Consider the following 21,747-nt stretch of genomic DNA (forward strand, 5'->3'; position numbering starts at 1 on the left):
ATTTTTTTAAAAATTTGTAGCTTTGCAAAACATTTATGAAAAAAAACATCCAAATCCTTCAAGATTTACTCGAAATAAGAGAAAATGAGGGCCTTTTACGGGGACTTTCACAACTCGAAGAAGGAATCGATTTTTATTCAAATGATTACCTTGGACTTGCTGGCTCTCAGGAAATTGAGAAAAAAATAACATCTTTTTCCAATACCCTAAAAAGGAAATTAAATATCTGCACTAGTTTAGGCTCCACAGGCTCTCGATTGATTTCAGGTAACCACCCCATTTTTGAATTATTTGAATCAGAATGTGCGAAGTTTCACAAAGCAGAAGCGGCCCTATTTTTTGGATCAGGCTTTGAAGCCAATGTAGGCTTATTGGCGGCCATTGGATTAGAAAATCATGTCATTATTTGTGATAAATTAATCCATGCAAGTTTGGTGGATGGACTGCGACTATCCAAGGCAGAAAAAAGAATTTTCAAACACAATGATTTAGCCGATTTAGAAAAAATACTAAGCCAATACCCTCTAGAAACACCCAAATGGGTCATAGTAGAATCCATTTATTCCATGGATGGGGATGAGGCAAATCTTGTGATTTTGCAAGATTTATCAAAAAAATACAATTTTGAACTCATAGTGGACGAAGCCCACTCAGGAGGAATATACGGACCAAATGGAGAAGGTAAATGCGTTGAATTAGAGCTAGAAAAAGAAATTTTTGCAAGAATCATCACCTTTGGAAAGGCTTGGGGATATAGCGGCGCAGTAGTTTTAGGTAGCAAAACATTAAAAAACTATTTAATCAATTTTGCTAGACCCTTTATTTTTTCCACCGCCCCAACCATTCAACATTTAATTGACTTATCGGGTATTTTAAGCATTCAAAGCACTTTTTCATCAAAAAGAAAAGAACTTTACAAAGTAATCAACTTTTTTAACGAGCAGAAAAAAAGTACTAATTGGCTTAAAAGTAATACTGCCATTCAATCGTTTATCATTCCAGGCAACGAAAACGTAAGAAAAAAGGCAGAACTTTTACAAACCAAAGGATTTAAAGTAAAACCAATTGTGTATCCAACCGTACCCAAAGGCCAAGAAAGAATTCGCATCACTTTACATGCATTTCAAAAGCAAGAAGACATCAAAAAAATCATAAATTTGTTGGAAGAAAATGAATAGAAAGGTTGTCATTGCGGGAATAGGAACAGAAATTGGTAAAACAATTTCCTCTGCTATTATTGTTAAAAATTTGCAGGCCGACTACTGGAAACCAATTCAATCGGGCTTTCCAGAAGATTCAGATGTTCGAACAGTACTTGATTTAAGCAATTCCAAGGATTCAAACATTCATCCATCAATTTACAACCTAAAAGCCCCTCTTTCACCACATTCGGCTGCCGAATTGGAGGGGGTGGAAATAATACTTGAAAACTTTAATTTGCCAGACACCAACAACTCTTTGGTGGTGGAACTAGCAGGTGGAATTTTGGTTCCCCTAAACAAAAAAGAAACCAATTTAGACTTGTTAAAAAAATGGAATTTACCAGTAATCTTAGTTTCAAAAACCTATTTAGGTAGCATTAATCATACCCTTTTGAGTTTTGAAATTTTAAAATCCAACAATATTCCTATTATGGGCTTAATTGTTAACGGAGAAAAAAACGAATCGGCACAACGCTTCATTTCAAATTATACCCATTTGCCTATAATTTGTGATATAAATTTAGAAAGTAACTGGACCCCAGAATTAATTGAAAACTATGCAAAATCTGTCATTTGGCCCGCTTAGCCAACGAGATCAAAAGGTGATTTGGCATCCATTCACTCAACACCAAATTGAACCGCAGTCGATTGCCATTCAATCGGGTAAAGGTGCCCTTTTATTTGATGAAAACGGAAATGAAATCATCGACGCCATTTCGTCTTGGTGGGTATCCATTCACGGACACGGAAATGAATATCTGGCACAAAAAATTTATGAACAAGCAATTCAATTAGAGCAAGTAATTTTTGCGGGATTCACGCATCCGCAAGCCATCAAACTTTCAGAGCGTCTTCTAAAAAAGCTTCCGAATACAGCAGAAAAACTATTTTTTTCTGATAATGGGAGCACGGCCGTAGAAGTTGCCATCAAAATGGCCCTTCAATATTTTTTCAATATAGGTCAACCTGAAAAACGAAAAATATTAGCATTTGAAGACGCCTATCATGGTGATACCTTTGGAGCAATGAGTCTTGGTGCACCAAGTTCCTTTAATGCCCCCTTCCAAGACATGCTCTTTGAAGTTGATTTTTTACCATCTCCCACTGAACCTGAAAAATGTTTAGAGGTTTTTAAAGAAAAAATGAATAATGCTGATAATTATGCAGCCTTCATTTTTGAGCCTTTAATTCAAGGTGCTGGAGGAATGAAAATGTATTCCCCTGATTTATTAAATGACTTAATCCAATTATCCAAAAGCAAACAAATATTCACTATTGCTGATGAAATCATGACAGGATTTGGCAGAACAGGAAAATTCTTTGCCATTGATTATTTAAACCAAAAACCTGACATCATCTGCATGTCAAAGGGTTTAACCGGTGGTATGATGGCCATGGGAATCACCTCTTGTTCCAATCAAGTATTTGAGGCTTTTTTATCGAACGATAGAAGCAAAACCCTATTTCATAGCCATTCATTTACTGGTAATCCATTAGCATGTGCAGCTGCAAATGCAAGCTTAGACCTTTTTGAAAATGAAAATATTTTCGAAAAAATTGAAAAGATTAATCATTCCCATCAAAATTGGAAAAATAAAATCCAACAAAATCAAAATTTCAAAAATATTCGAATTTTAGGCACAATTATAGCCTTAGAATTGACTACAAATGAAAAATCAGGTTATTTAAACTCAAAAAGAGATCTTATTTATACGCATTGTTTACAAAATGGAGTTCTACTGAGACCTCTAGGAAATACAATATATATCCTCCCTCCTTTTGTCATACAACAAAAAGAACTCAACAAAATATACCAGGTGATTGAGGAAATTCCAATGAATTAAATATTGATTAAAGCTGACAATTTCGTAAGGAAATTTCATTTTTTTTTAAGATATTTAGGTTAAAATTTATCATTAAAAACAAACATGTCTAAATCTACCCAAATTGAACCCCTTTTAGTTGAAGACCCTAATCGTTTCGTTTTATTTCCCATTAAACACGATGACATCTGGCAATTTTACAAAAAATCTGAAGCCTCTTTTTGGACGGCCGAAGAAATCGATTTGCAACAAGATTTAACAGATTGGCAAAAAATGAATGAGGGTGAACGTCACTTTATCTCTCACGTGTTAGCCTTTTTTGCAGCATCAGATGGAATTGTAAACGAAAACCTTGCAAATAACTTCTTAAAAGAAGTACAATATGCTGAGGCAAAATGTTTCTATGGTTTTCAAATCATGATGGAAAATATCCATTCCGAAACCTATTCTTTATTAATTGATACGTACATCAAAGATCCAATCGAAAAGGATAAATTGTTGCGTGCTATTGAAACCATCGATTGTGTAAAGAAAAAAGCAGAATGGGCTTTAAGATGGATTGAAAGTGACAATTTTGTTGAAAGATTAATTGCTTTTGCAGCAGTAGAAGGCATATTCTTTTCAGGCTCTTTCTGCTCAATTTTCTGGTTAAAGAAAAGAGGGCTGATGCCTGGCTTAACCTTCTCAAACGAATTAATTTCTCGTGATGAAGGCTTACACTGCGACTTTGCTTGCCATCTATATGCTGATCATATCGTAAATAAAATCTCTTCAGATAAAATCAACGAGATTATAACAAATGCCGTTGAAATTGAAAAAGAATTTGTCACTAGCGCACTTCCTGTTTCCTTAATTGGTATGAATGCAGAATTGATGTGTCAATATATTGAATTCGTTGCCGACAGGTTATTGGTTTCTTTGGGCTGTCAAAAAGTTTACAACGCGAGCAATCCATTTGATTTCATGGAGTTAATCTCCCTTCAAGGTAAAACCAATTTCTTCGAAAAAAGAGTTGCTGAATATCAGAAATCAGGCGTTATGTCCGACAAAGATGCAATGTCATTCTCACTTGACGAAGATTTTTAATACATAAAATATTCACTAATTTGGCTGCTCATAAGGCAGCCATTTTTTTTATACTATGTCAGACTTCTTACTTTATTTTCAATTAGGGTTAGGTCATATTTTAAACCTAAATGCCTTAGATCACCTCCTATTCATCTTATCCTTTTTAATTGGTCTCAATCTGTCAAAGCTTCAAAAATCAATCTACTTAGTTTCTGCCTTTACCTTGGGACATTCCATTACATTGGCATTAGCTACCTTAAAAATCGTTGAAATAAACGTAAAATGGATTGAATTTTTAATTCCCCTAACTATTACCCTTTCAGCAATTTTAAATATAGTGAATCAAAAGAAAGATGAATCTAAAATAAAATTTTTTCTAATTGGGGCTTTTGGTTTAATCCATGGGTTGGGATTTTCAAACTATCTACAAAGTTTGTTGGGACAAGAGGCAACTATTCTTATTCCACTATTAGGCTTTAACATTGGCGTAGAAATTGCTCAAATACTTGTGGTTACAATAATCCTCAGCATTTTTACTTTGGGAAAACATTTAAAGGAAATGGCTAATCTTATAATTAAATATAGTCTTTCAATTATAATTATCCTTCTTTCCCTGCAAATGGCCATCGAACGTTGGCCATAAAAAAAAGGCAATTCATTTCTGAATTGCCTTTTTTTTATTTTAAAACTAAAATTATCTATTGATCAATAATTTAGTTTGGAAAGTATTTCCTGACTTTGCGTTCAAATTAAGAACGTAAATACCAACACCGATTCCACTCACATCGATACCTGAAGCAGTAGAGTAGGTACCCGCATAAACTTTTCTTCCTAACATGTCAAAGATTGAAACATCAGCTCCATTCCATGTTGCAGTATCAACAACATCAACGATAACTGAAGTTGTTGCTGGATTTGGATATACAATCACACCATTAAATTCTGGATCTGGTACGTAAGCGTATTTAATAGCATTTGAAAGACAAGAGATTGTGTTTGAACCAGACGTATAACTTACATATTTTGCAACTGAATATTCACCCGCGCCACCTTGAACTTTTTGAATAGCTGTTGTACCTGCAAGAGCGACACTACCTAATTTCCAAACATAGTTTCCAGCATCACCATTAAATCCTTTTGCATTTAATGTATAAGCTGTTTTAGTAATTGAACCAGAAGCAAATACTGGATTCGCCTGGAAGGTAACAGAAGCAACTGCAGATGGCAAGGATACACAACCTGTTTTACCATCTGTTTGTGTAAGTTTAACATCCGATGTACCAACAATTCCAGCTAAACTAGTCAATGCACTGTTTTGAACTGCAGTTGTTGAAGATCCAATATACCATTGATACGTACTACCAGTCGCAGTCAAAGTAGGACTAGTTAAATCAAACTTAACTGAAACCACATTACCTGCTTCATCTTTTGCACAATTGAAAGCACTTCCAGTCAATTTAATAGTAGGAGTTGCAGGTCTTGCGATTGGACTAATTACAAAATCAGAAGATTTTAATGACCAACATCCATTTGCATCCTTGTAACGAGCATTATAAGTTCCAAAATCTGCTGTCGTATATTTTTCATTCACTGAAGTTCCAACTGTTTTTGCATTTGTAAACCATTCCCAACCTTTAGAAGCTACTGTTCCAGAAGAAGCAGTTAAAATATCAGAAACTTTAGCGTAATCACAATATTCAACAATCTTACTTGATGAAGTAATTGTTGGAATACTTGGACGGTTATAGTATTGAACACCATAAGCCCCGAAAACAGAATAACAAGTTTCGTTATTTGAATTTTTCCAAACCCCTGTTGGGTCATCCACTAAATATTGAGCGCTATAATCACCTGCTTTATCAATAGTAATACTAGTTCCAGTATTATTAGCACCTGTGATTAAATTACCATTGTAATACCAATTAACCACATTACCTGCTGGCAATGTTTGTTCAAATTTTGCTAAAGTTAAGATTGTGGTACCATCCTGACAAATATAATTATTATCCAAGCTAGTTATCATAGCAATACCTGATGGCTTCACATTTAAAATCAATTCGTGATTGTAGGCCGGAGAAAAACTCGAATTCCCTGTAAATGTAACATTATCTAATACATCAATTGGGCATCCAACATTTAAACCTCTAGGCATGAATTTTAATCTAAAATTAGGTTCATAAAATCCAGTATTGGCCTTATTTTCAATGCCAAAATATTTACCAACATTATAGTTATTAATATCTTCACTACCAGCAAAATCCAAATAGTTTCCATTGCTTTCATATGACCAATAGAAGCTATAGCCATTAAATCTCGGATCATTTCTGTAGGTATCCCAATTTGCCCAACTAATGGTTACGTTGTCTGAAGCACAAGCATTAACAGTTCCATTATTTGGATCTTTACCATTAACAACTAAACTTAAACCCCACATATTTGCAACATCACCAATGGCTAAAGGGCTACCTGTTTTTGGAAGCACTTCCATAGAAGTTACATTTGAAAAATCGTTTGAAACAATAGCTCCACTCTCAATGTAACTGTAATATGCAAACTTGAATTGGTAGGTTCCAGTCTCTGCTGCTGCATTTGTGTAATTCATCCTTGTGTAACCATTTGCAGAATTTGCAATATTGGTAAATGAACCAGCACTTGGTTTTTTAATAAAAAGACTGTTTGCTCTTGTCAAACCAGCACTAACTGTGATATCAGACCCCGCTAAGGTTGTAGGATCACCACATTTATTATATTTTGGAGAATATCCATCCTCTGGTACTGGCTTAAACTCGTCATTTTTTGTTGCTACAAATGTAATAGTTCTAGAAACAGAAGAACCACCACCACTTGGAGTACAAGTCATTTGATATTGATAACACTTGAAATACATTCCGTTTGCAATATCAGCAGGATCTAATCCTAAACCTACCGTCGTATTATAATCAGTTCCCCCAATTGTATAAGGATATGAAGGACCATCTGTATTTTGAGGCCAATCAATCGTATGAACTTCTGGGTTCATAGGGTCTGCTGAAACCCAACGGTCTAATGTCCAAGTAACTGTACCTGGCGCACAACCTCTCGCAGTTAGTAAATTCTGCTTCCCAGATTTTACAATAAAATATTTACCACTTGCTTCCCCGTTTATGGAAACCTGCGCAAAAGCAGATGAAACCACAAACATACTGAAGAAAATTACAGCAAAAAATTTGAATAATTTATTCATTTTGAATGTATTTTGATTTGAGTAGATGATTAGTAATTAAGCTATTTGACTTTTAATTTGGAGCAATTTATGAATAATATTTGTATAAATCAACTAACAAGCCGATATTAATAGACAATCCGACAAATTTTACTGACAAAATGAAAAATTATTTATTCAAGTAATTTTTGAGTAATTTTGAAACTTAATTTTAGCAAATTCAACGAACGCACGAGCATGGAAAACGAAAAAGAGAAAAGCCTAAACTTTTTGGAGGAATTAATTCAAAACGACCTTGAAAAAGGGCTTTATCCGCAGGGAATTACCACTCGCTTTCCTCCAGAACCCAATGGGTACTTGCATATTGGACATGCAAAAAGCATTTGCTTAAATTTCGGATTAACAGAAAATTTTGGCGGAAAAACTAATTTACGTTTCGACGACACGAATCCCGCAACTGAAGAGACGGAATATGTAGAGTCCATCAAAAAAGATGTTTCCTGGTTAGGTTTTACATGGGCGAAGGAATGTTACACCTCCGATTACTTCGAGCAATTGTACCAATTTGCCTCAAAATTGATAGAAAAATCATTGGCTTATGTTGATGACTCAAGTGCGGAAGAAATTGCAAATCAAAAAGGAACTCCAACCCAACCCGGCACAAACTCCCCCTTTAGAAATCGTTCTGTAGAAGAAAACTTAGACCTATTTCAAAAAATGAGACAAGGTGCTTTTGAAGATGGCTCTAAGGTTTTGCGTGCTAAAATAGATATGGCGCATCCCAACATGCACATGCGTGATCCTTTGTTGTATAGAATTAGAAGAGTGGCTCACCATAGAACCGGAAACGAATGGTGCATCTATCCAATGTATGATTTTGCCCATGGACAATCAGATTCCATCGAAGAAATCACCCATTCCATTTGTACCTTAGAATTTGATGTGCACCGTCCTTTATATGATTGGTTCATTGACAAATTAGCTATTTTCCCCTCTCATCAATACGAATTTGCACGTTTGAACTTGTCACATACCGTAATGAGTAAGCGAAAATTATTGCAATTGGTGAACGAAAAAGTAGTTTCTGGATGGGATGACCCTCGGATGCCAACAATCTCTGGCTTGCGCAGACGTGGATACACACCGGCCTCTATTCGTTTATTTTGTGATAAAATTGGAGTTGCCAAAAGAGAGAATTTAATAGATGTAAGTTTATTGGAATTTTGTATCCGAGAAGATTTGAATAAATCTGCATCACGTTTCATGGCAGTATTAGATCCAATCAAATTGACCCTGACAAATTATCCAGAAGGCCAATCTGAAGATTTACACATAGAAAATAATCCAGAAGACCCAGAAAGTGGCAAACGTGTAGTGCCTTTTTCAAGGGAATTATATATAGAAAGAGAAGACTTTTTGGTAGACCCTCCTAAAAAATTCTTCCGCTTAGGTCCTGGCTTAATGGCACGATTAAAGGGCGCCTACATTGTAAAAGTGGAAGATTTTACACTGAACGAAGATGGCTCAGTGAAAGAGGTTTTTGCAAGCTATATCCCAGAAAGTAAATCTGGTTCAGATACATCCGGAATTAATGTAAAGGGAACCATGCATTGGGTTTCTATCCCACATGCTAAAACTGCTGAGGTTCGTTTATTCGACCGATTATTAATTGTAGAAAATGCAGGAGACTTGGGAGATGATTTCATCAAATTCATCAATCCCGAATCTTTACAAACTTTAGAAAAAGTTTACATAGAACCTGCTTTGGCAAATGTTGAAGTTGGAAAAGGACTTCAATTTATTAGAAAAGGTTATTTCTGCAAAGATTCCGATAGCACTGAAAACCAATTGATTTTTAATAGAACAGTAACCCTTAAAGATACTTGGGCAAAAGCTCAAAACAAATAATTATGAATCCGGTATATACCAAACGCTTCTTGATTATTTTGTACGCTGCTGGCCTTGTCGGTTTGAGTTTACCTAATTATCGTTCCACATTTCAAAGTTTATGCCCTTACACGCTTTGGATAACAGGATTTATATGTTTGTATTTTTATCCAAACAAAAATCTAAAAACCTATTTGGGATTTTCCTTACTATTTTTAAGTGGATATTTGATTGAATTGGCAGGGATTAAATCTGGAAAAATATTTGGTGAATATGCTTATGGACAAACCCTGGGACTTCAAATTGCAAACGTTCCACTAGTCATTGGCATGAATTGGTTAATACTTCTAATGGGTACGAATGCCGTTGTAGAAGAATGGGGATTTGGGGGGATATTCGGAAAATCGGCCCTGGGCGCAGGATTGATGACTTTATTAGACCTTTTTATTGAGCCGGTGGCAATCCACTTGGACTTTTGGCAATGGAAACTGAATCAAGTGCCTGTACAAAATTTTGCTGCTTGGTGGTTAGTGGCTTTTGTTTTCCATTTCATTTATCAACAAATGGAATTAAATATAAAATCAAGTTTATACAGATTAGTGGCCTTATTACAGTTTATGTTTTTTATTGGATTATTGGTATTAACCCACAATTAACAATTAACCATTAACAATTAACCATTAACAATTAACCATTAACTATACTGATCCCCAAAACTCGTTGCATCCTCCACGAACAGCTTTACAGCCTGTTCCTCTTCCTTAGGACAAATCATAATTACATTGTCGTTTTCCACAACAATAAAATCCTTTAAACCCTTCACAACTATTAATTTATCCGAACTGGATTTAATTATGGAATTTGTAGTTTCGTAAGTTAAGGCATTTCCATCAATCACGTTTTGGTTCTCATCCTTTTCATGAACCTCATAAAGTGATTTCCAAGTCCCTAAGTCGGACCAACCAATATCTGCCAACACAACTTTCACATCCCTTGACTTTTCCATGAGTCCGACGTCTATAGAAATATTTTTACAAACTCCGTACACCTTTTTAATGAATTCACTTTCACCTTCAGAATAGTATAAAACCATTCCCTCCTCAAATTGTTCGGCTAACCTTGATTGGTGTTTATTCAATTCTTTTTTGAAAGTTTTTACGGAGAAAATAAACATACCTGCGTTCCAAACATAATCTCCACTATCTAAAAATGCTTCTGCCAATTCAAGATTAGGCTTTTCGGTAAAAGTTTTGACCGTTAAAACATCTTCAGCTTTGGGTTGAAATTGGATATAACCGTAGCCCGTATCTGGTCTAGTTGGCATAATCCCCAAGGTCACCATTACCGGCTCTGATGCCGCTTTTAGTGCAATTTTAATCTTATTTTGATACTCCTCAGTTTTTAAAATCACATGATCTGAGGGAACTACCACTAATTTGGCCTTTGAATTAATTTTTGAAATTTTATAGGCCGCATAGGCAATACATGGCGCGGTATTTCGTCTTTGAGGTTCACAAAGAATTTGATAATCCTTTAAAAAAGGTAATTGTTCTTGAATTAGGTTTGCATATTCTTCAGAAGTAACTACATAAATATTTTCGTGAGGAATAATTCCATCAAAACGCTCAGCGGTTTGCTGCAACATCGTTTTACCAACTCCTAATACATCATGAAATTGCTTTGGAAAATGACTTCTACTGATTGGCCAAAATCGAGTCCCAATTCCACCGGCCATGATGACCAAATAATTATCTTTCATTACTCCTAATTCAAAAATTTGTCAAAAATATAAAGAATTCAAATGAAAAAAAATCATAATTCATAACTCACAATTAATAATTAATATTTAACAATTAATAATTACTTGGCATGTGCTTTGAGTCGGCTATCGGGACATTATGGATTTTTTTATATATTTTCTATAAAAAATACATTGAAAATACATTTTTCTTGTTTAGCTTTGCTTATGTGTCGTATTCAAAGCACTTTAAACTAAAAATTATTCTTATGAAAAAACTCTTTACTCAAGCATTAGCCTCATTTGTTGTGCTATTACTTTGTAGTTTTTCAATCATCGCACAGACTAAATTAACTGGTAAAGTTGTAGATGCCAGCTCTAAAGAAACCTTAATTGGTGTAAGTATTGCTGTAAAAGGAAAAGTAATTGGTACCATTACGGATGGGAACGGAAATTTTTCATTGACCACTTCTACTCCTACTCCCTTTACGGTAACGGTTTCAATGGTTGGCTATGAAAGACAAGAAATTCAGGTGACTGAAAAATCTAAAAATCTTCAAATTGCTTTAAAGGAGCAAACTGTTTTAGGACAAGATGTTGTTGTTTCAGCCAGTAGAATTGAAGAAAGCGTCATGCAATCTCCCGTTACGGTAGAAAAAATGGATATTCGTACGATTCGTGAAACCCCATCAGCTTCTTTTTATGATGCACTTCGTAACTTGAAAGGAGTTGAATTAAGTTCTCAATCGGTAACATTTTCATCAGTTAACATGCGTGGATTTGGTTCCAACGGAAACGTTCGTGTGGTTCAATTAATTGATGGAATGGACAATCAAGCGCCAGGATTAAACTTCTCTGTAGGTAACATTGTAGGTATCACAGAATTAGATTTAGAAGGAGTTGATGTGTTGCCAGGTGCAGCTTCTGCTCTTTATGGACCAAATGCAATGAATGGTTTGATTTTAATGAATTCAAAAAGCCCATTCTTGTACCAAGGCTTAAGCGCTCAGGTAAAAACTGGATTGATGTACGCTTCTAATCGTACTGAAACTACTACTCCTTATAGCGATTTCTCTATACGTTATGCTAAGGCTATTAACAACAAATTTGCCTATAAAATCAACTTTACTACGTTAAGTGCTGAAGATTGGCAAGCAACTGATAATCGTGACCAATCCTTATTAAATGGTTATGGTTTAGGAGCTGCAGACCGTTTAACAAATTTAGCATATAATGGAGTAAACGTTTATGGAGATGAAACTAACGTAAATATGTACTCATCTCTTTATGGAGCAATTCCTGGAATGGTTACTGCTGCATTAGCAGACCCAACAAATCCTGCCAATGCATTTGGTATGGGACTATACAAATTCGGTCAATTATTCGGTAAAAAACCAGAAGATTTGTTACAATATTTTGTTCCGAATGTTGCCATTTCGCGTGAGGGATATAAGGAGTCAGATTTAGCTTCTTATATGAACAGAAATATGAAGTTCAATGCGGCTATTCATTACCGTTTCAATGATAAGTTGGAGTTGATTTTGCAAGGAAACTATGGTCAAGGTACAACAGTTTATACTGGCGCCGACCGTTATTCTATCAAGAACTTCAGCATGGGGCAATACAAGGCTGAATTAAAAGGTTCAAATTTCTTCTTACGTGCCTATACTACGCAAGAAAATTCAGGTGATGCGTATGCAACTGGTACTTTAGGACAATTGGTTAATGAAGTGGCAAGACCAAGTACCGCTTGGTACCCTTCTTTCTTCCAAACTTTTGCGGGATTATCTTTCACTAAATTTGCTACCGAGTTACAAACAAATTTAGCGAAAGGATTAGCTCCAGCGGTTGCTTTAGGTACAGCAGTAGCAACAAACACTGCATCTTATCCTTATTATTTAGGAACTGCTCGTTCAGTTGCGGATGGTGGAACTCGTTTATACCCAGGTACTGCTGCATTTAATGCTGCAGTAGATGCAATTAAAAACAAGGCTTTACCTGCTGGTGCTAAATTTTTAGACAAATCGGCCCTTTACCATTACGAAGGTATGTACAATTTCACAGAGAAATTGAACAATAAATTTGAATTGATTGCTGGTGCCAACTACAGAATTTATGCCTTAAATTCTGAAGGTACTTTATTTGCATTAGACAATAATGGAAATGAATTTTCAATTCATGAATTTGGTGCTTATGCACAGGCAGGCAAGAAATTCATCAAGGACAAATTGAAAATTACAGCTTCGATGCGTTACGACAAAAACGAAAATTTTGATGGTCAGTTCTCTCCAAGACTTTCTGGAGTATTCACTGAAGGAAATTCTAACTTCCGTGTTTCTTACCAAACGGGTTTTAGAATTCCAACTACACAAGACCAGTACATCAATTTGTTAACTCCTTCAGCTCGTCTATTAGGAGGTTTAGCTGTTGTTCAAGACAGATATAACTTATCTGGAAATTCTTATACCTTACAATCCGTTTTGGCAGGAAAACCAGAAGCTTATACTGCTAAATCTTGGAAACCAGAGCAAGTTAAAACTTGGGAATTTGGATACAAAGGTTTATTATTCGAAAACATGTTAGCTGACTTCTATTACTACAATAGTACGTATATAAACTTCTCAGCAGGTATGGCAGTAGTTCAAACTCCTGCACAACATAAGGATCCTTCAGTTTTAGGAAATAAAGTATTCTCTTTCCCTTCAAATGTTGACAACGAAGTTAAAACAACAGGTTGGGGCTTAAGTTTAGATTATAAATTACCAGGCAACTGGAATTTAGGAGGAAACACTTCCTATAATTATGTTACTGATAATGGTGGTTTGAGCAATTATACATTGGCTTATAATACACCAATGTTCAGAACAAATGTAACATTGGGAAATCGTAACATTGCTGGTTCTGGTTGGGGCGTAAACGCAGTTTGGAGATTCCAAGAAGGATTTGTTTGGCAGTCGAGCATTGTTAACCAAGCAGTAAACCAATTGCAACAAAGTTACATTCCAAAATTCTCGAACTTCGACTTAGCGGTAAGCAAGAAAGTTTCTGAAATCAAGTCTATCATCAAAGTGGGAGGAACCAACTTATTTGGTCCAGCTTATTCAACAGGTTGGGCAAACCCAATGATTGGAAGCATGTACTATGTTAGTATCGCTTTTGATGAATTATTGAATAAATAAAATTTCAAAAAGTAATTTAAAAGGCTGCCCTGCAAGGCAGCCTTTTTTTTTGTACATTTGTTGTTTGGAATAAATCGAAAGATGAAGGAAAAAATTGATTCGACAGGCTTTACGCATATTGACATTTTAGGGGCTAGAGAGCACAACCTGAAGAATATTGATGTATCCATTCCAAGGAATCAATTAGTGGTGGTGACAGGAATTTCTGGCTCAGGAAAATCGTCCTTAGCGTTTGATACCATTTATGCTGAAGGTCAACGAAGATACATGGAAAGCTTCTCTGCATACGCCAGAAGCTTTTTGGGTAATATGGAGCGACCGGATGTCGACAAAATCGAAGGCTTATCTCCTGTAATTTCCATTGAACAAAAAACTACTTCCAAAAATCCACGCTCAACTGTAGGTACCACTACAGAAATTTATGATTTTCTACGATTGTTATATGCAAGGGCTTCTGAAGCATTCTCGTATTTAAGTGGAGAAAAAATGGTCAAATTCTCATCTGACCAAATTATGGATACGCTCTATCAGCAATTTGAAAATCAAAAGGCTATACTTTTAGCTCCTGTGGTCAAAGGCCGTAAAGGACATTACCGCGAACTTTTCGTTCAAATTGCAAAATGGGGATTTACCAAAGTCCGAATCGATGGTGAAATTGTAGAAATTCACCCCAAATTACAAGTGGACCGATTCAAAGTTCACGACATTGAGGTAGTTATTGATCGCTTAATCCTCAAAAAAGAAGAACGTGTAAGGCTTTCGCAAAGTTTGAGCACCGCTATGAATTTGGGGAAAGGTCAAGTTTTTGTTTTAGATGATAAAGACAAAATCCATTACTTTTCTCAAACCTTAATGGACCCCAAAACAGGATTGTCCTATGACGAACCGGCACCCAATACCTTTTCCTTCAATAGTCCCTATGGCGCATGTCCTACCTGCAATGGAATGGGACAAATTGAAGAAATCACAGAAGAATCCGTTATTCCAGATAGAAGTTTAAGTATTCTTAGAGGTGCCATTGCCCCCATTGGGGAATATCGCGATATGTGGATTTTCAAACAATTGGAAGTCATTTTAAAACCTTTTAAAATAAGTTTATCTACTCCAATAGAAAAGTTCCCAAAAGAAGCATTAGAAATTATGTTTTACGGAACGGATGAACCTGTTTCAGTACCTTCCAAAAAATACGAAGGAACCGAATGGAGCACTAAATACGAAGGGATTATCAATTTCTTGAAAAAACAACAAGAGTCAGGGTCCGAAAGAACACAGGATTGGTTGAAAGATTATATGATTATCAAATCTTGTCCAGATTGTGAAGGTTACCGATTGAAAAAAGAAGCTCTTCATTTCAAAATAGATGATAAACATATTGGGCAATTGGCCCAATTGGATGTTCGTGATTTGGAAAATTGGTTGGAAGGTTTGGAATTACGTATTTCAAAACGACAAGTTCAAATTGGGCAAGAGGTTCTCAAAGAAATCAGAAAACGTGTTGGATTTTTAAGTCAAATCGGATTAACCTATTTGACCTTAGACCGCCCGATGAAAACTCTTTCAGGTGGAGAGGCTCAACGTATCCGACTTGCCACACAAATTGGAACCCAATTGGTTGGGGTACTATATATCATGGATGAACCAAGTATCGGTTTACATCAAAGAGATAATGAAAAGCTGATTCAAGCATTAAAAGATTTACGTGATTTAGGTAATTCGGTTTTGGTAGTGGAGCACGACAAAGACATGATGTTGGAGTCGGATTATATTTTAGACATTGGTCCAGGGGCTGGTCGACATGGTGGACAAGTAATAGGTCAAGGTACTCCAAAGGAATTCCTTAAACTAAAAACACCAACTGCGCTATTCTTAAATGGCAAACTTGAAATAGAAGTTCCCAAAAATCGAAGAAAAGGCAATGGAAAAGAAATAACGATTACTGGTGCGACGGGGAATAATTTAAAAAATGTACAAGTTAAACTTCCCTTAGGACAAATGATTTGTGTAACAGGTGTTTCTGGATCCGGGAAGTCGACTTTGGTCCACGATACTCTCGTTTTAAAACTCAAACAACATTTTGATCGGGCGAAACGAGAACCTCTCCCTTTTAAAAAAATGGAAGGATTGGAAAACATTGACAAGATCATTGAAGTAGATCAAACACCTATTGGAAGAACTCCGAGGTCGAATCCTGCTACTTACACCAATATGTACAGCGATATTCGAACTTTGTATTGTGAATTACCTGAATCGAAAATTAGAGGTTATAAGGCAGGCCGATTTAGTTTCAATGTAAAAGGTGGTCGTTGCGAAACATGTGAAGGTGCAGGAAGGAAAAAGATTGAAATGGAGTTTCTGCCAGATGTATTGGTAGAGTGTGAAACATGCAAAGGCAAACGTTTCAATCGCGAAACATTAGAAATTCGTTTCAAAGGTAAATCCATTTCAGATGTCTTGGACATGACCGTAGAGCAAGCGCTAGAATTCTTTGAACACCACCCAAAAATTCACAGAAGAATTCAAACTTTATCCGATGTTGGATTAGGTTACATTACTCTTGGACAACATGCCACGACTCTTTCCGGTGGAGAAGCCCAACGGGTGAAATTAGCCGAAGAACTTTCGAAAAAAGATACAGGTAAAACACTTTACGTTTTAGACGAACCCACCACAGGTTTACACTTTCAAGATGTAAAATTATTGTTAGATGTATTACAAAAATTAGTAGATAAAGGCAATACGGTTTTAATTATCGAACATAATTTAGATGTCATCAAGGTTTCAGATTACCTCATCGACATGGGTCCAGAAGGCGGTAATGCGGGAGGGGTTCTCTTAGGTTCTGGCACTCCTGAACAAATCGCAAAAATTAAAGGAAGTCATACGGGACGATTTTTGGTAAAAGAGTTATGATTTTTGAGTTTTGAGTTATGAATTGTCCAGTGTTCTCACGCTCGGCTCTGCCGAGTGTGTACTATAATAAAAAAAACATATTGTTTTTTGAACTGCAAGTTCAAAACATATTCCACACTCAGCAAAGCTGAGCGTGAGTTTGTGCATTTACTTTCCCAGCATAATCCCCATTTAAGGCCAAGAGGTATTGATGCGAACCTTGTTCCACAATTTGTCCATTTTTCAATACTATAATTTGATCCGCCTTAAAGATGGTACTTAGACGGTGTGCAATGACCAAAATCGTTTTACCTAAGGCTCTATATTTTTCGAGTACTTGGTGAATCAATTGCTCAGAGGTGGTATCCAAGGCAGAGGTTGCCTCATCAAGCAATAAGATTTCTGGATTTTTATATAAGGCTCTGGCAATGGCGATACGTTGTTTTTGTCCACCTGAAAGCATGGCCCCATTTTCTCCTAAGGGAGTATCATAAGAAGTTGGTATTTTCTCAATAAATTCTGAAATGCCTAATTCCTGACATAGCTCAAGCACACGTTTAATATCTGGACTAGAATCTCCCAAGGCAATATTTTCAATCACATTTCCTGAAAACAATTGAATTTGTTGCGGAACGGCCGCCATCAATTTTCGTAAACTATGCGGATTAATATGGCCTAAATCAAGGTTCCCCAAAAGTACTTTTCCGCTGTTTAAGGGGTACAATCCTTGTAAAATGGAGAAAATTGAGGTCTTTCCACTTCCGCTATCCCCCACTATTGCAGTCATTTTCCCTTTTTCAATTTGCATAGAAAGTTCTGAAAATACCTGCACCCTACTACCATAAGCAAAATTGACTTGCTCAAATACAATATCACCAAGCAAATCATTACCTATTTCAACCTTGTTTTCCACTTTTTCCCTCTCCAAGTCCATAATTTCAAATAATCGATCTGCAGCTATTAAGGCGTTTTGAATGGCCTTATTGGCATTGATTAAAGATGCCACGGGCCCGGTGAAATACCCAATAATTGCATAGAATGAGAACAATTCCCCGGGAGTAATTTGTCGATCTAAAACGAACCCCGCCCCCAGCCACATAAGAATTACCGTAAACAAAGAGGCTAAAAAGGTTAAAAATGTGCCTGCAAATAAGGAATTGTATCCCGATTTCATGCCTGTGAATAAAAGTTTCACAAACTTGTTTTCGGTTTTGTAATTCATGAATTCTTCAATCCCAAATTCCTTCACCGTTCGAACTTGGTTTACAGATTCTACCAATTGGGTTTCCAAGTCGGCAGCCTCCTCCATTATTTTTCGTTCAACTTTCTTATTCAGTCGGTTCATCAAAAAATAGACTCCTACATAAAATGGAATTAAAATCAGCATCACCAAGGCCAATTTCCAATAGTAGGTAAACATTAAGGCAAAAGCAAAAATAACTACAAACACATTTACGATCAGATCAATGGCCGTTTCATTGATGAAATTTCTGATTTTTATGGCATCACTAATTCGTGAAGTAATTTCCCCTATTCGCATGGTATCGAAAAATCGCTGCGGTAGATACAAAAGATGTTTATAATATCCCAAAATCAATTGAGCGTCCATCAATTGCCCAGATTTCATCATCAATACCGACTTTTTACTCCCAACAAAGACCTGCAACAAAATAATTACAACCATCGCTACACTCATCAAATGCAATAAATTCCGATTGCCATCTACCAACACATAATCAGTAATTTTTTGAATATAAATAGACATGGCAAGGCCCAAAATGGTAAACAACATGGCGCCGAACATCGCCTGCAACAGAACCAATTTATGCGGCTTGACTAAATCCCAAAACCGTCGGTATGGAGATACTGTTTCATTATACGTTTTGAATTGCTCACCAGGGGCTAACAAGATTAACACACCGGACCATATTTCTTGAAAAGCCTCAAAAGTATATTTTTCTAAAGAACCATGAGCAGGATCCATAAACTCAATATGTTTCTTAGTCACTTTGTAAATCACAACAAAATGGTGCAATTGATTTTTCAAGACCACATGTGCGATGCTGGGTTTAGGTATTTTAGCTAAAGAATCAATCCCACCCTTTACCCCTTTGGCAGAAAAACCCATTTTTTCTGCGGCCTGGATAATGCCTAGGACATTGGTACCTCGCATATCTGTACTTGCCAATTGTCGAATTTTGGCTATGGGTAAATGAATTTTGTAATAATTGCCCACAGAAGCCAAACAAGCAGCTCCACAATCTTTAATATCATGTTGTTTTATCTTTATGGATTTCATGGCTAGGCAGGTTTAATTGAAGGATTCAACCACTGATCTATCTTATCGAACAATAATTGATATATGGAACGACGGGTAATGATAAATCGGGCCGTTAATGTCATCCCTTTTTGAATTTCAGCCTTGTAGCCATTTTTCAATTGCAATACATTTTCCTTCATCAGGCATTTTACCCGAAAAAACACATCTTGATTTTGAACCTGTGGTTGGTGATCGATTTCCCAAACCTCTGCATCCACAAATCCCCATTGGTTGTAATTAAAGGCATCCATCTGTAAACGCACTTGTTGGCCAATCTTTACCAGACCAATGTCGCGTGGACTTACCTGGCACTCCACCAATAATTCATTGTCGGGCGAGATCTCTGCCAATTGGGTGGCTGCACCTACGAAAGAATGAGATTCATAGCCCTTGTAATTGGTGATGGTACCTGAAATTGGGGCTTTTATAATATAATTTTTCTTTTCAATGGAATATTTTTGAAGGGTACCCAAATAGTTTTTTTGTGCGTCTAAATGCTCCTTACGTTGTCGCTGCCATTGTGCTTTTTGTTGCTTTTGAAAGCTTAGCAATGCCTCCTCAGCCAATTGCTTATCACTTTCGTAGCGTTCAAATTCAGAGGCAGGAATCACCTTTTCGGCAAATAGGCGTTTATTTCGCTGAAAAATAGCATTGGCTACTTGAATTTTTGTTTCCAATTCCTTTTGTTGCGACAAATATTTTTCAAAATCTTCTTGGTTGTGGTCGAGTTGCAAATGAAGGGATTTCTCTCCCAAAATCATTTGTTCTAAATCTTGTAAGTTTTGTTGTGTCTGGCTTTGAAAATTCTTGTTGAGGGCTACTTGCGAATCAATCGATTGAGCATCTACCAGCAGAAGCGTATCTCCCCTTTTTACCCGCAAATTATTTTTCATGTGTAGGCGAATGATGTTGCCACTCACCAAAGAAACGATGGGCACATTATCTCCAGCTGGTCGAACAATTCCCCGAGCCTGAGAAGACACATCTACAAAAATAAAGGGCAAGGAACAGAGTGTAGCCAACAAAAGCAATAACACAATCCCATAAAACGAAAAGCTTTTTACCTGATTTTTGGCAATAAGATTTTCGACACTATTTTCAAGGTCAAAAGAATACATTAGTGGTTAATTTTTTCGAAAGGTAGGGGGCTTGGTTGGGATTTACAAGGGGGAGGAAAAGATTATCAGGAAGTTGGATTAAATCACGAATATTTTCAATCAAACTAATTTAGTTAGTGGATTTCTTCCACTAACTAAATTCCTAACTATTCAATTGGTTATGTGCTACTAATGCCCCTATTAATATACCTGCTAAAAAAGTCCAAATGGCATATTTTTTCCAAAATAATTTCAAATAATCCATTTTAAAAATTTTAGTGTGTTAACCAATCCACAAATTTATATACTGCATAATCAACTAATGCTGCTACTGCCGCTCCAATTCCATCAGACCTAAAGAATTTACTTCGAAATTTTTCATTTCATTAATGATTACATATTTCTCCCTACTCTTTTAGGCTTTTCGGGTTCCTCCTAGATTTGCGCTTATCTGGAGGTAAATTTATCAGATTAGTGATTGGAGCGCAATCCTACCTAGGTAGGATTTTAGTAGGATTTTGTGAAATTTTACGGCCATAACCTCAATAGACAATTCATTGGCAATTTCCTTATTACTTAATCCCTGTTTGATCAGGCTAATGATTCGTACTTCACAAAAGGTAAAATTGAGATTGGGGGTATCTGACATATTAGTGATTATTGCATATCAATTTATTAATTAATTTTATTTTTTGAAAAAATTCAAATAATAATTTAATTTGCCTTTAAAATTATTCAATATTAAACCACTAATACCATGCAGAAGCTCATCAATGCTTGTCGAGAATTCTATTATTCAAGCCCTAATTTTGTAATAAGATTATTGAAATTAATTGTATTGAGTAGTATCCCAATTGCCCTTTGGGGGATGCTGACTGAGCTAATTTTTAAGGATTTATTACAAATTGAAATCCCTGATGTATACGATTTATTAAAGAAAGGACATATTCCAGTGGAGTTCAGTTATTTCTTTGTTATACTTTTGGGTCCAATCATAGAAACCTTATTTTTTCAACATTGGACATTTCTCATTTGTAAATGGATCGGCAAAAAATTACAATTTGAAATAAGCTATGGATTTGAACAAAATGCAAAATGGGCAACTATCCTTTCAAGCGTTTTATTTGCTGTATCACATTACGATAATCATTATTTATATCCCATTTTAGTTTTTCCTATGGGTCTTTTTTTAGGCTGGATTTACCTTAGTAACTTAACTGAATTCAAAAACAAATCACACGCATTTTGGATGACAGCTTGTTTTCACATGTTTAACAATGGAATGGCAACAATTTTATATATAGTTGAAAATAGCTAAAAAATGTAACATTAATTTAGTAAA

15 protein-coding genes are annotated in these 21,747 nt (G+C 35.9%); 10 read left to right on the plus strand and 5 right to left on the minus strand.

Annotated features, from left to right (window positions below; translation table 11 throughout):
- Positions 1–35: 35 nt before the first annotated feature.
- From EOJ36_RS04585 to EOJ36_RS04605, 5 genes are all read left to right on the plus strand, one after another.
- Positions 36–1,178, plus strand: coding sequence for an aminotransferase class I/II-fold pyridoxal phosphate-dependent enzyme (locus EOJ36_RS04585; protein ID WP_127802853.1), 1,143 nt, complete (start codon positions 36–38; stop codon positions 1,176–1,178).
- The gene (gene bioD, locus EOJ36_RS04590) at positions 1,171–1,788 is read left to right on the plus strand and encodes a dethiobiotin synthase (RefSeq protein WP_127802854.1); all 618 of its coding nucleotides are present in this window, start codon (positions 1,171–1,173) and stop codon (positions 1,786–1,788) included. The genes EOJ36_RS04585 and bioD overlap by 8 nt, the downstream gene beginning before the upstream one ends.
- A complete protein-coding gene (bioA, locus tag EOJ36_RS04595) occupies positions 1,760–3,046 on the plus strand; it encodes an adenosylmethionine--8-amino-7-oxononanoate transaminase (protein WP_127802855.1) in 1,287 nt (428 codons plus the stop codon). The genes bioD and bioA overlap by 29 nt, the downstream gene beginning before the upstream one ends.
- A gap of 84 nt (positions 3,047–3,130) precedes the next feature.
- Positions 3,131–4,111: a ribonucleoside-diphosphate reductase small subunit gene (locus EOJ36_RS04600; protein WP_127802856.1), complete on the plus strand. Its 981-nt coding sequence runs from the start codon at positions 3,131–3,133 to the stop codon at positions 4,109–4,111.
- Positions 4,112–4,166: 55 nt separating this feature from the next.
- Positions 4,167–4,736: a HupE/UreJ family protein gene (locus EOJ36_RS04605; RefSeq protein WP_127802857.1), complete on the plus strand. Its 570-nt coding sequence runs from the start codon at positions 4,167–4,169 to the stop codon at positions 4,734–4,736.
- A 51-nt stretch (positions 4,737–4,787) separates the two neighbouring features.
- Here the strand turns inward: EOJ36_RS04605 and EOJ36_RS04610 are convergent, their stop codons facing one another.
- The gene (locus EOJ36_RS04610) at positions 4,788–7,316 is read right to left on the minus strand and encodes a T9SS type A sorting domain-containing protein (RefSeq protein ID WP_127802858.1); all 2,529 of its coding nucleotides are present in this window, start codon (positions 7,314–7,316) and stop codon (positions 4,788–4,790) included.
- Between the two features lie 216 nt (positions 7,317–7,532).
- Here EOJ36_RS04610 and EOJ36_RS04615 point away from each other — a divergent pair, with 216 nt between their 5' ends.
- Both EOJ36_RS04615 and EOJ36_RS04620 read left to right on the plus strand, forming a co-directional pair.
- Entirely contained in the window at positions 7,533–9,203 is a 1,671-nt protein-coding gene (locus EOJ36_RS04615) for a glutamine--tRNA ligase/YqeY domain fusion protein (RefSeq protein WP_127802859.1), read from the plus strand.
- Positions 9,204–9,205: 2 nt separating this feature from the next.
- Positions 9,206–9,838, plus strand: coding sequence for a carotenoid biosynthesis protein (locus EOJ36_RS04620; protein ID WP_127802860.1), 633 nt, complete (start codon positions 9,206–9,208; stop codon positions 9,836–9,838).
- Between the two features lie 38 nt (positions 9,839–9,876).
- On the opposite strand, the gene EOJ36_RS04625 is transcribed toward EOJ36_RS04620, so the two are convergent.
- Entirely contained in the window at positions 9,877–10,941 is a 1,065-nt protein-coding gene (locus EOJ36_RS04625) for a mannose-1-phosphate guanylyltransferase (RefSeq protein WP_127802861.1), read from the minus strand.
- A gap of 248 nt (positions 10,942–11,189) precedes the next feature.
- Here EOJ36_RS04625 and EOJ36_RS04630 point away from each other — a divergent pair, with 248 nt between their 5' ends.
- On the plus strand, positions 11,190–14,099 hold the full coding sequence (locus tag EOJ36_RS04630) for a TonB-dependent receptor (protein WP_127802862.1): 2,910 nt from the start codon (positions 11,190–11,192) through the stop codon (positions 14,097–14,099).
- 81 nt (positions 14,100–14,180) lie between these two features.
- Entirely contained in the window at positions 14,181–17,009 is a 2,829-nt protein-coding gene (gene uvrA, locus EOJ36_RS04635) for an excinuclease ABC subunit UvrA (RefSeq protein WP_127802863.1), read from the plus strand.
- Between the two features lie 118 nt (positions 17,010–17,127).
- Here uvrA and EOJ36_RS04640 read toward each other — a convergent pair whose 3' ends face one another.
- The 3 genes from EOJ36_RS04640 to EOJ36_RS12120 form a co-directional block, all read right to left on the minus strand.
- Positions 17,128–19,287 carry a peptidase domain-containing ABC transporter gene (locus EOJ36_RS04640; protein ID WP_127802864.1) on the minus strand — a complete coding sequence of 720 codons (2,160 nt, stop codon included), beginning with the start codon at positions 19,285–19,287 and terminating at the stop codon, positions 17,128–17,130.
- 2 nt (positions 19,288–19,289) lie between these two features.
- Positions 19,290–20,426, minus strand: a complete 1,137-nt coding sequence (locus EOJ36_RS04645) for an HlyD family secretion protein (protein ID WP_127802865.1) — start codon at positions 20,424–20,426, stop codon at positions 19,290–19,292.
- Positions 20,427–20,871: 445 nt separating this feature from the next.
- Entirely contained in the window at positions 20,872–21,054 is a 183-nt protein-coding gene (locus EOJ36_RS12120) for a LuxR C-terminal-related transcriptional regulator (RefSeq protein ID WP_127802866.1), read from the minus strand.
- A gap of 108 nt (positions 21,055–21,162) precedes the next feature.
- Here EOJ36_RS12120 and EOJ36_RS04655 point away from each other — a divergent pair, with 108 nt between their 5' ends.
- Positions 21,163–21,723: a CPBP family intramembrane glutamic endopeptidase gene (locus tag EOJ36_RS04655; protein ID WP_127802867.1), complete on the plus strand. Its 561-nt coding sequence runs from the start codon at positions 21,163–21,165 to the stop codon at positions 21,721–21,723.
- Positions 21,724–21,747 lie beyond the last annotated feature (24 nt).

The organism is Sandaracinomonas limnophila, from assembly GCF_004005965.1.
Classification (GTDB): domain Bacteria; phylum Bacteroidota; class Bacteroidia; order Cytophagales; family Spirosomataceae; genus Sandaracinomonas; species Sandaracinomonas limnophila.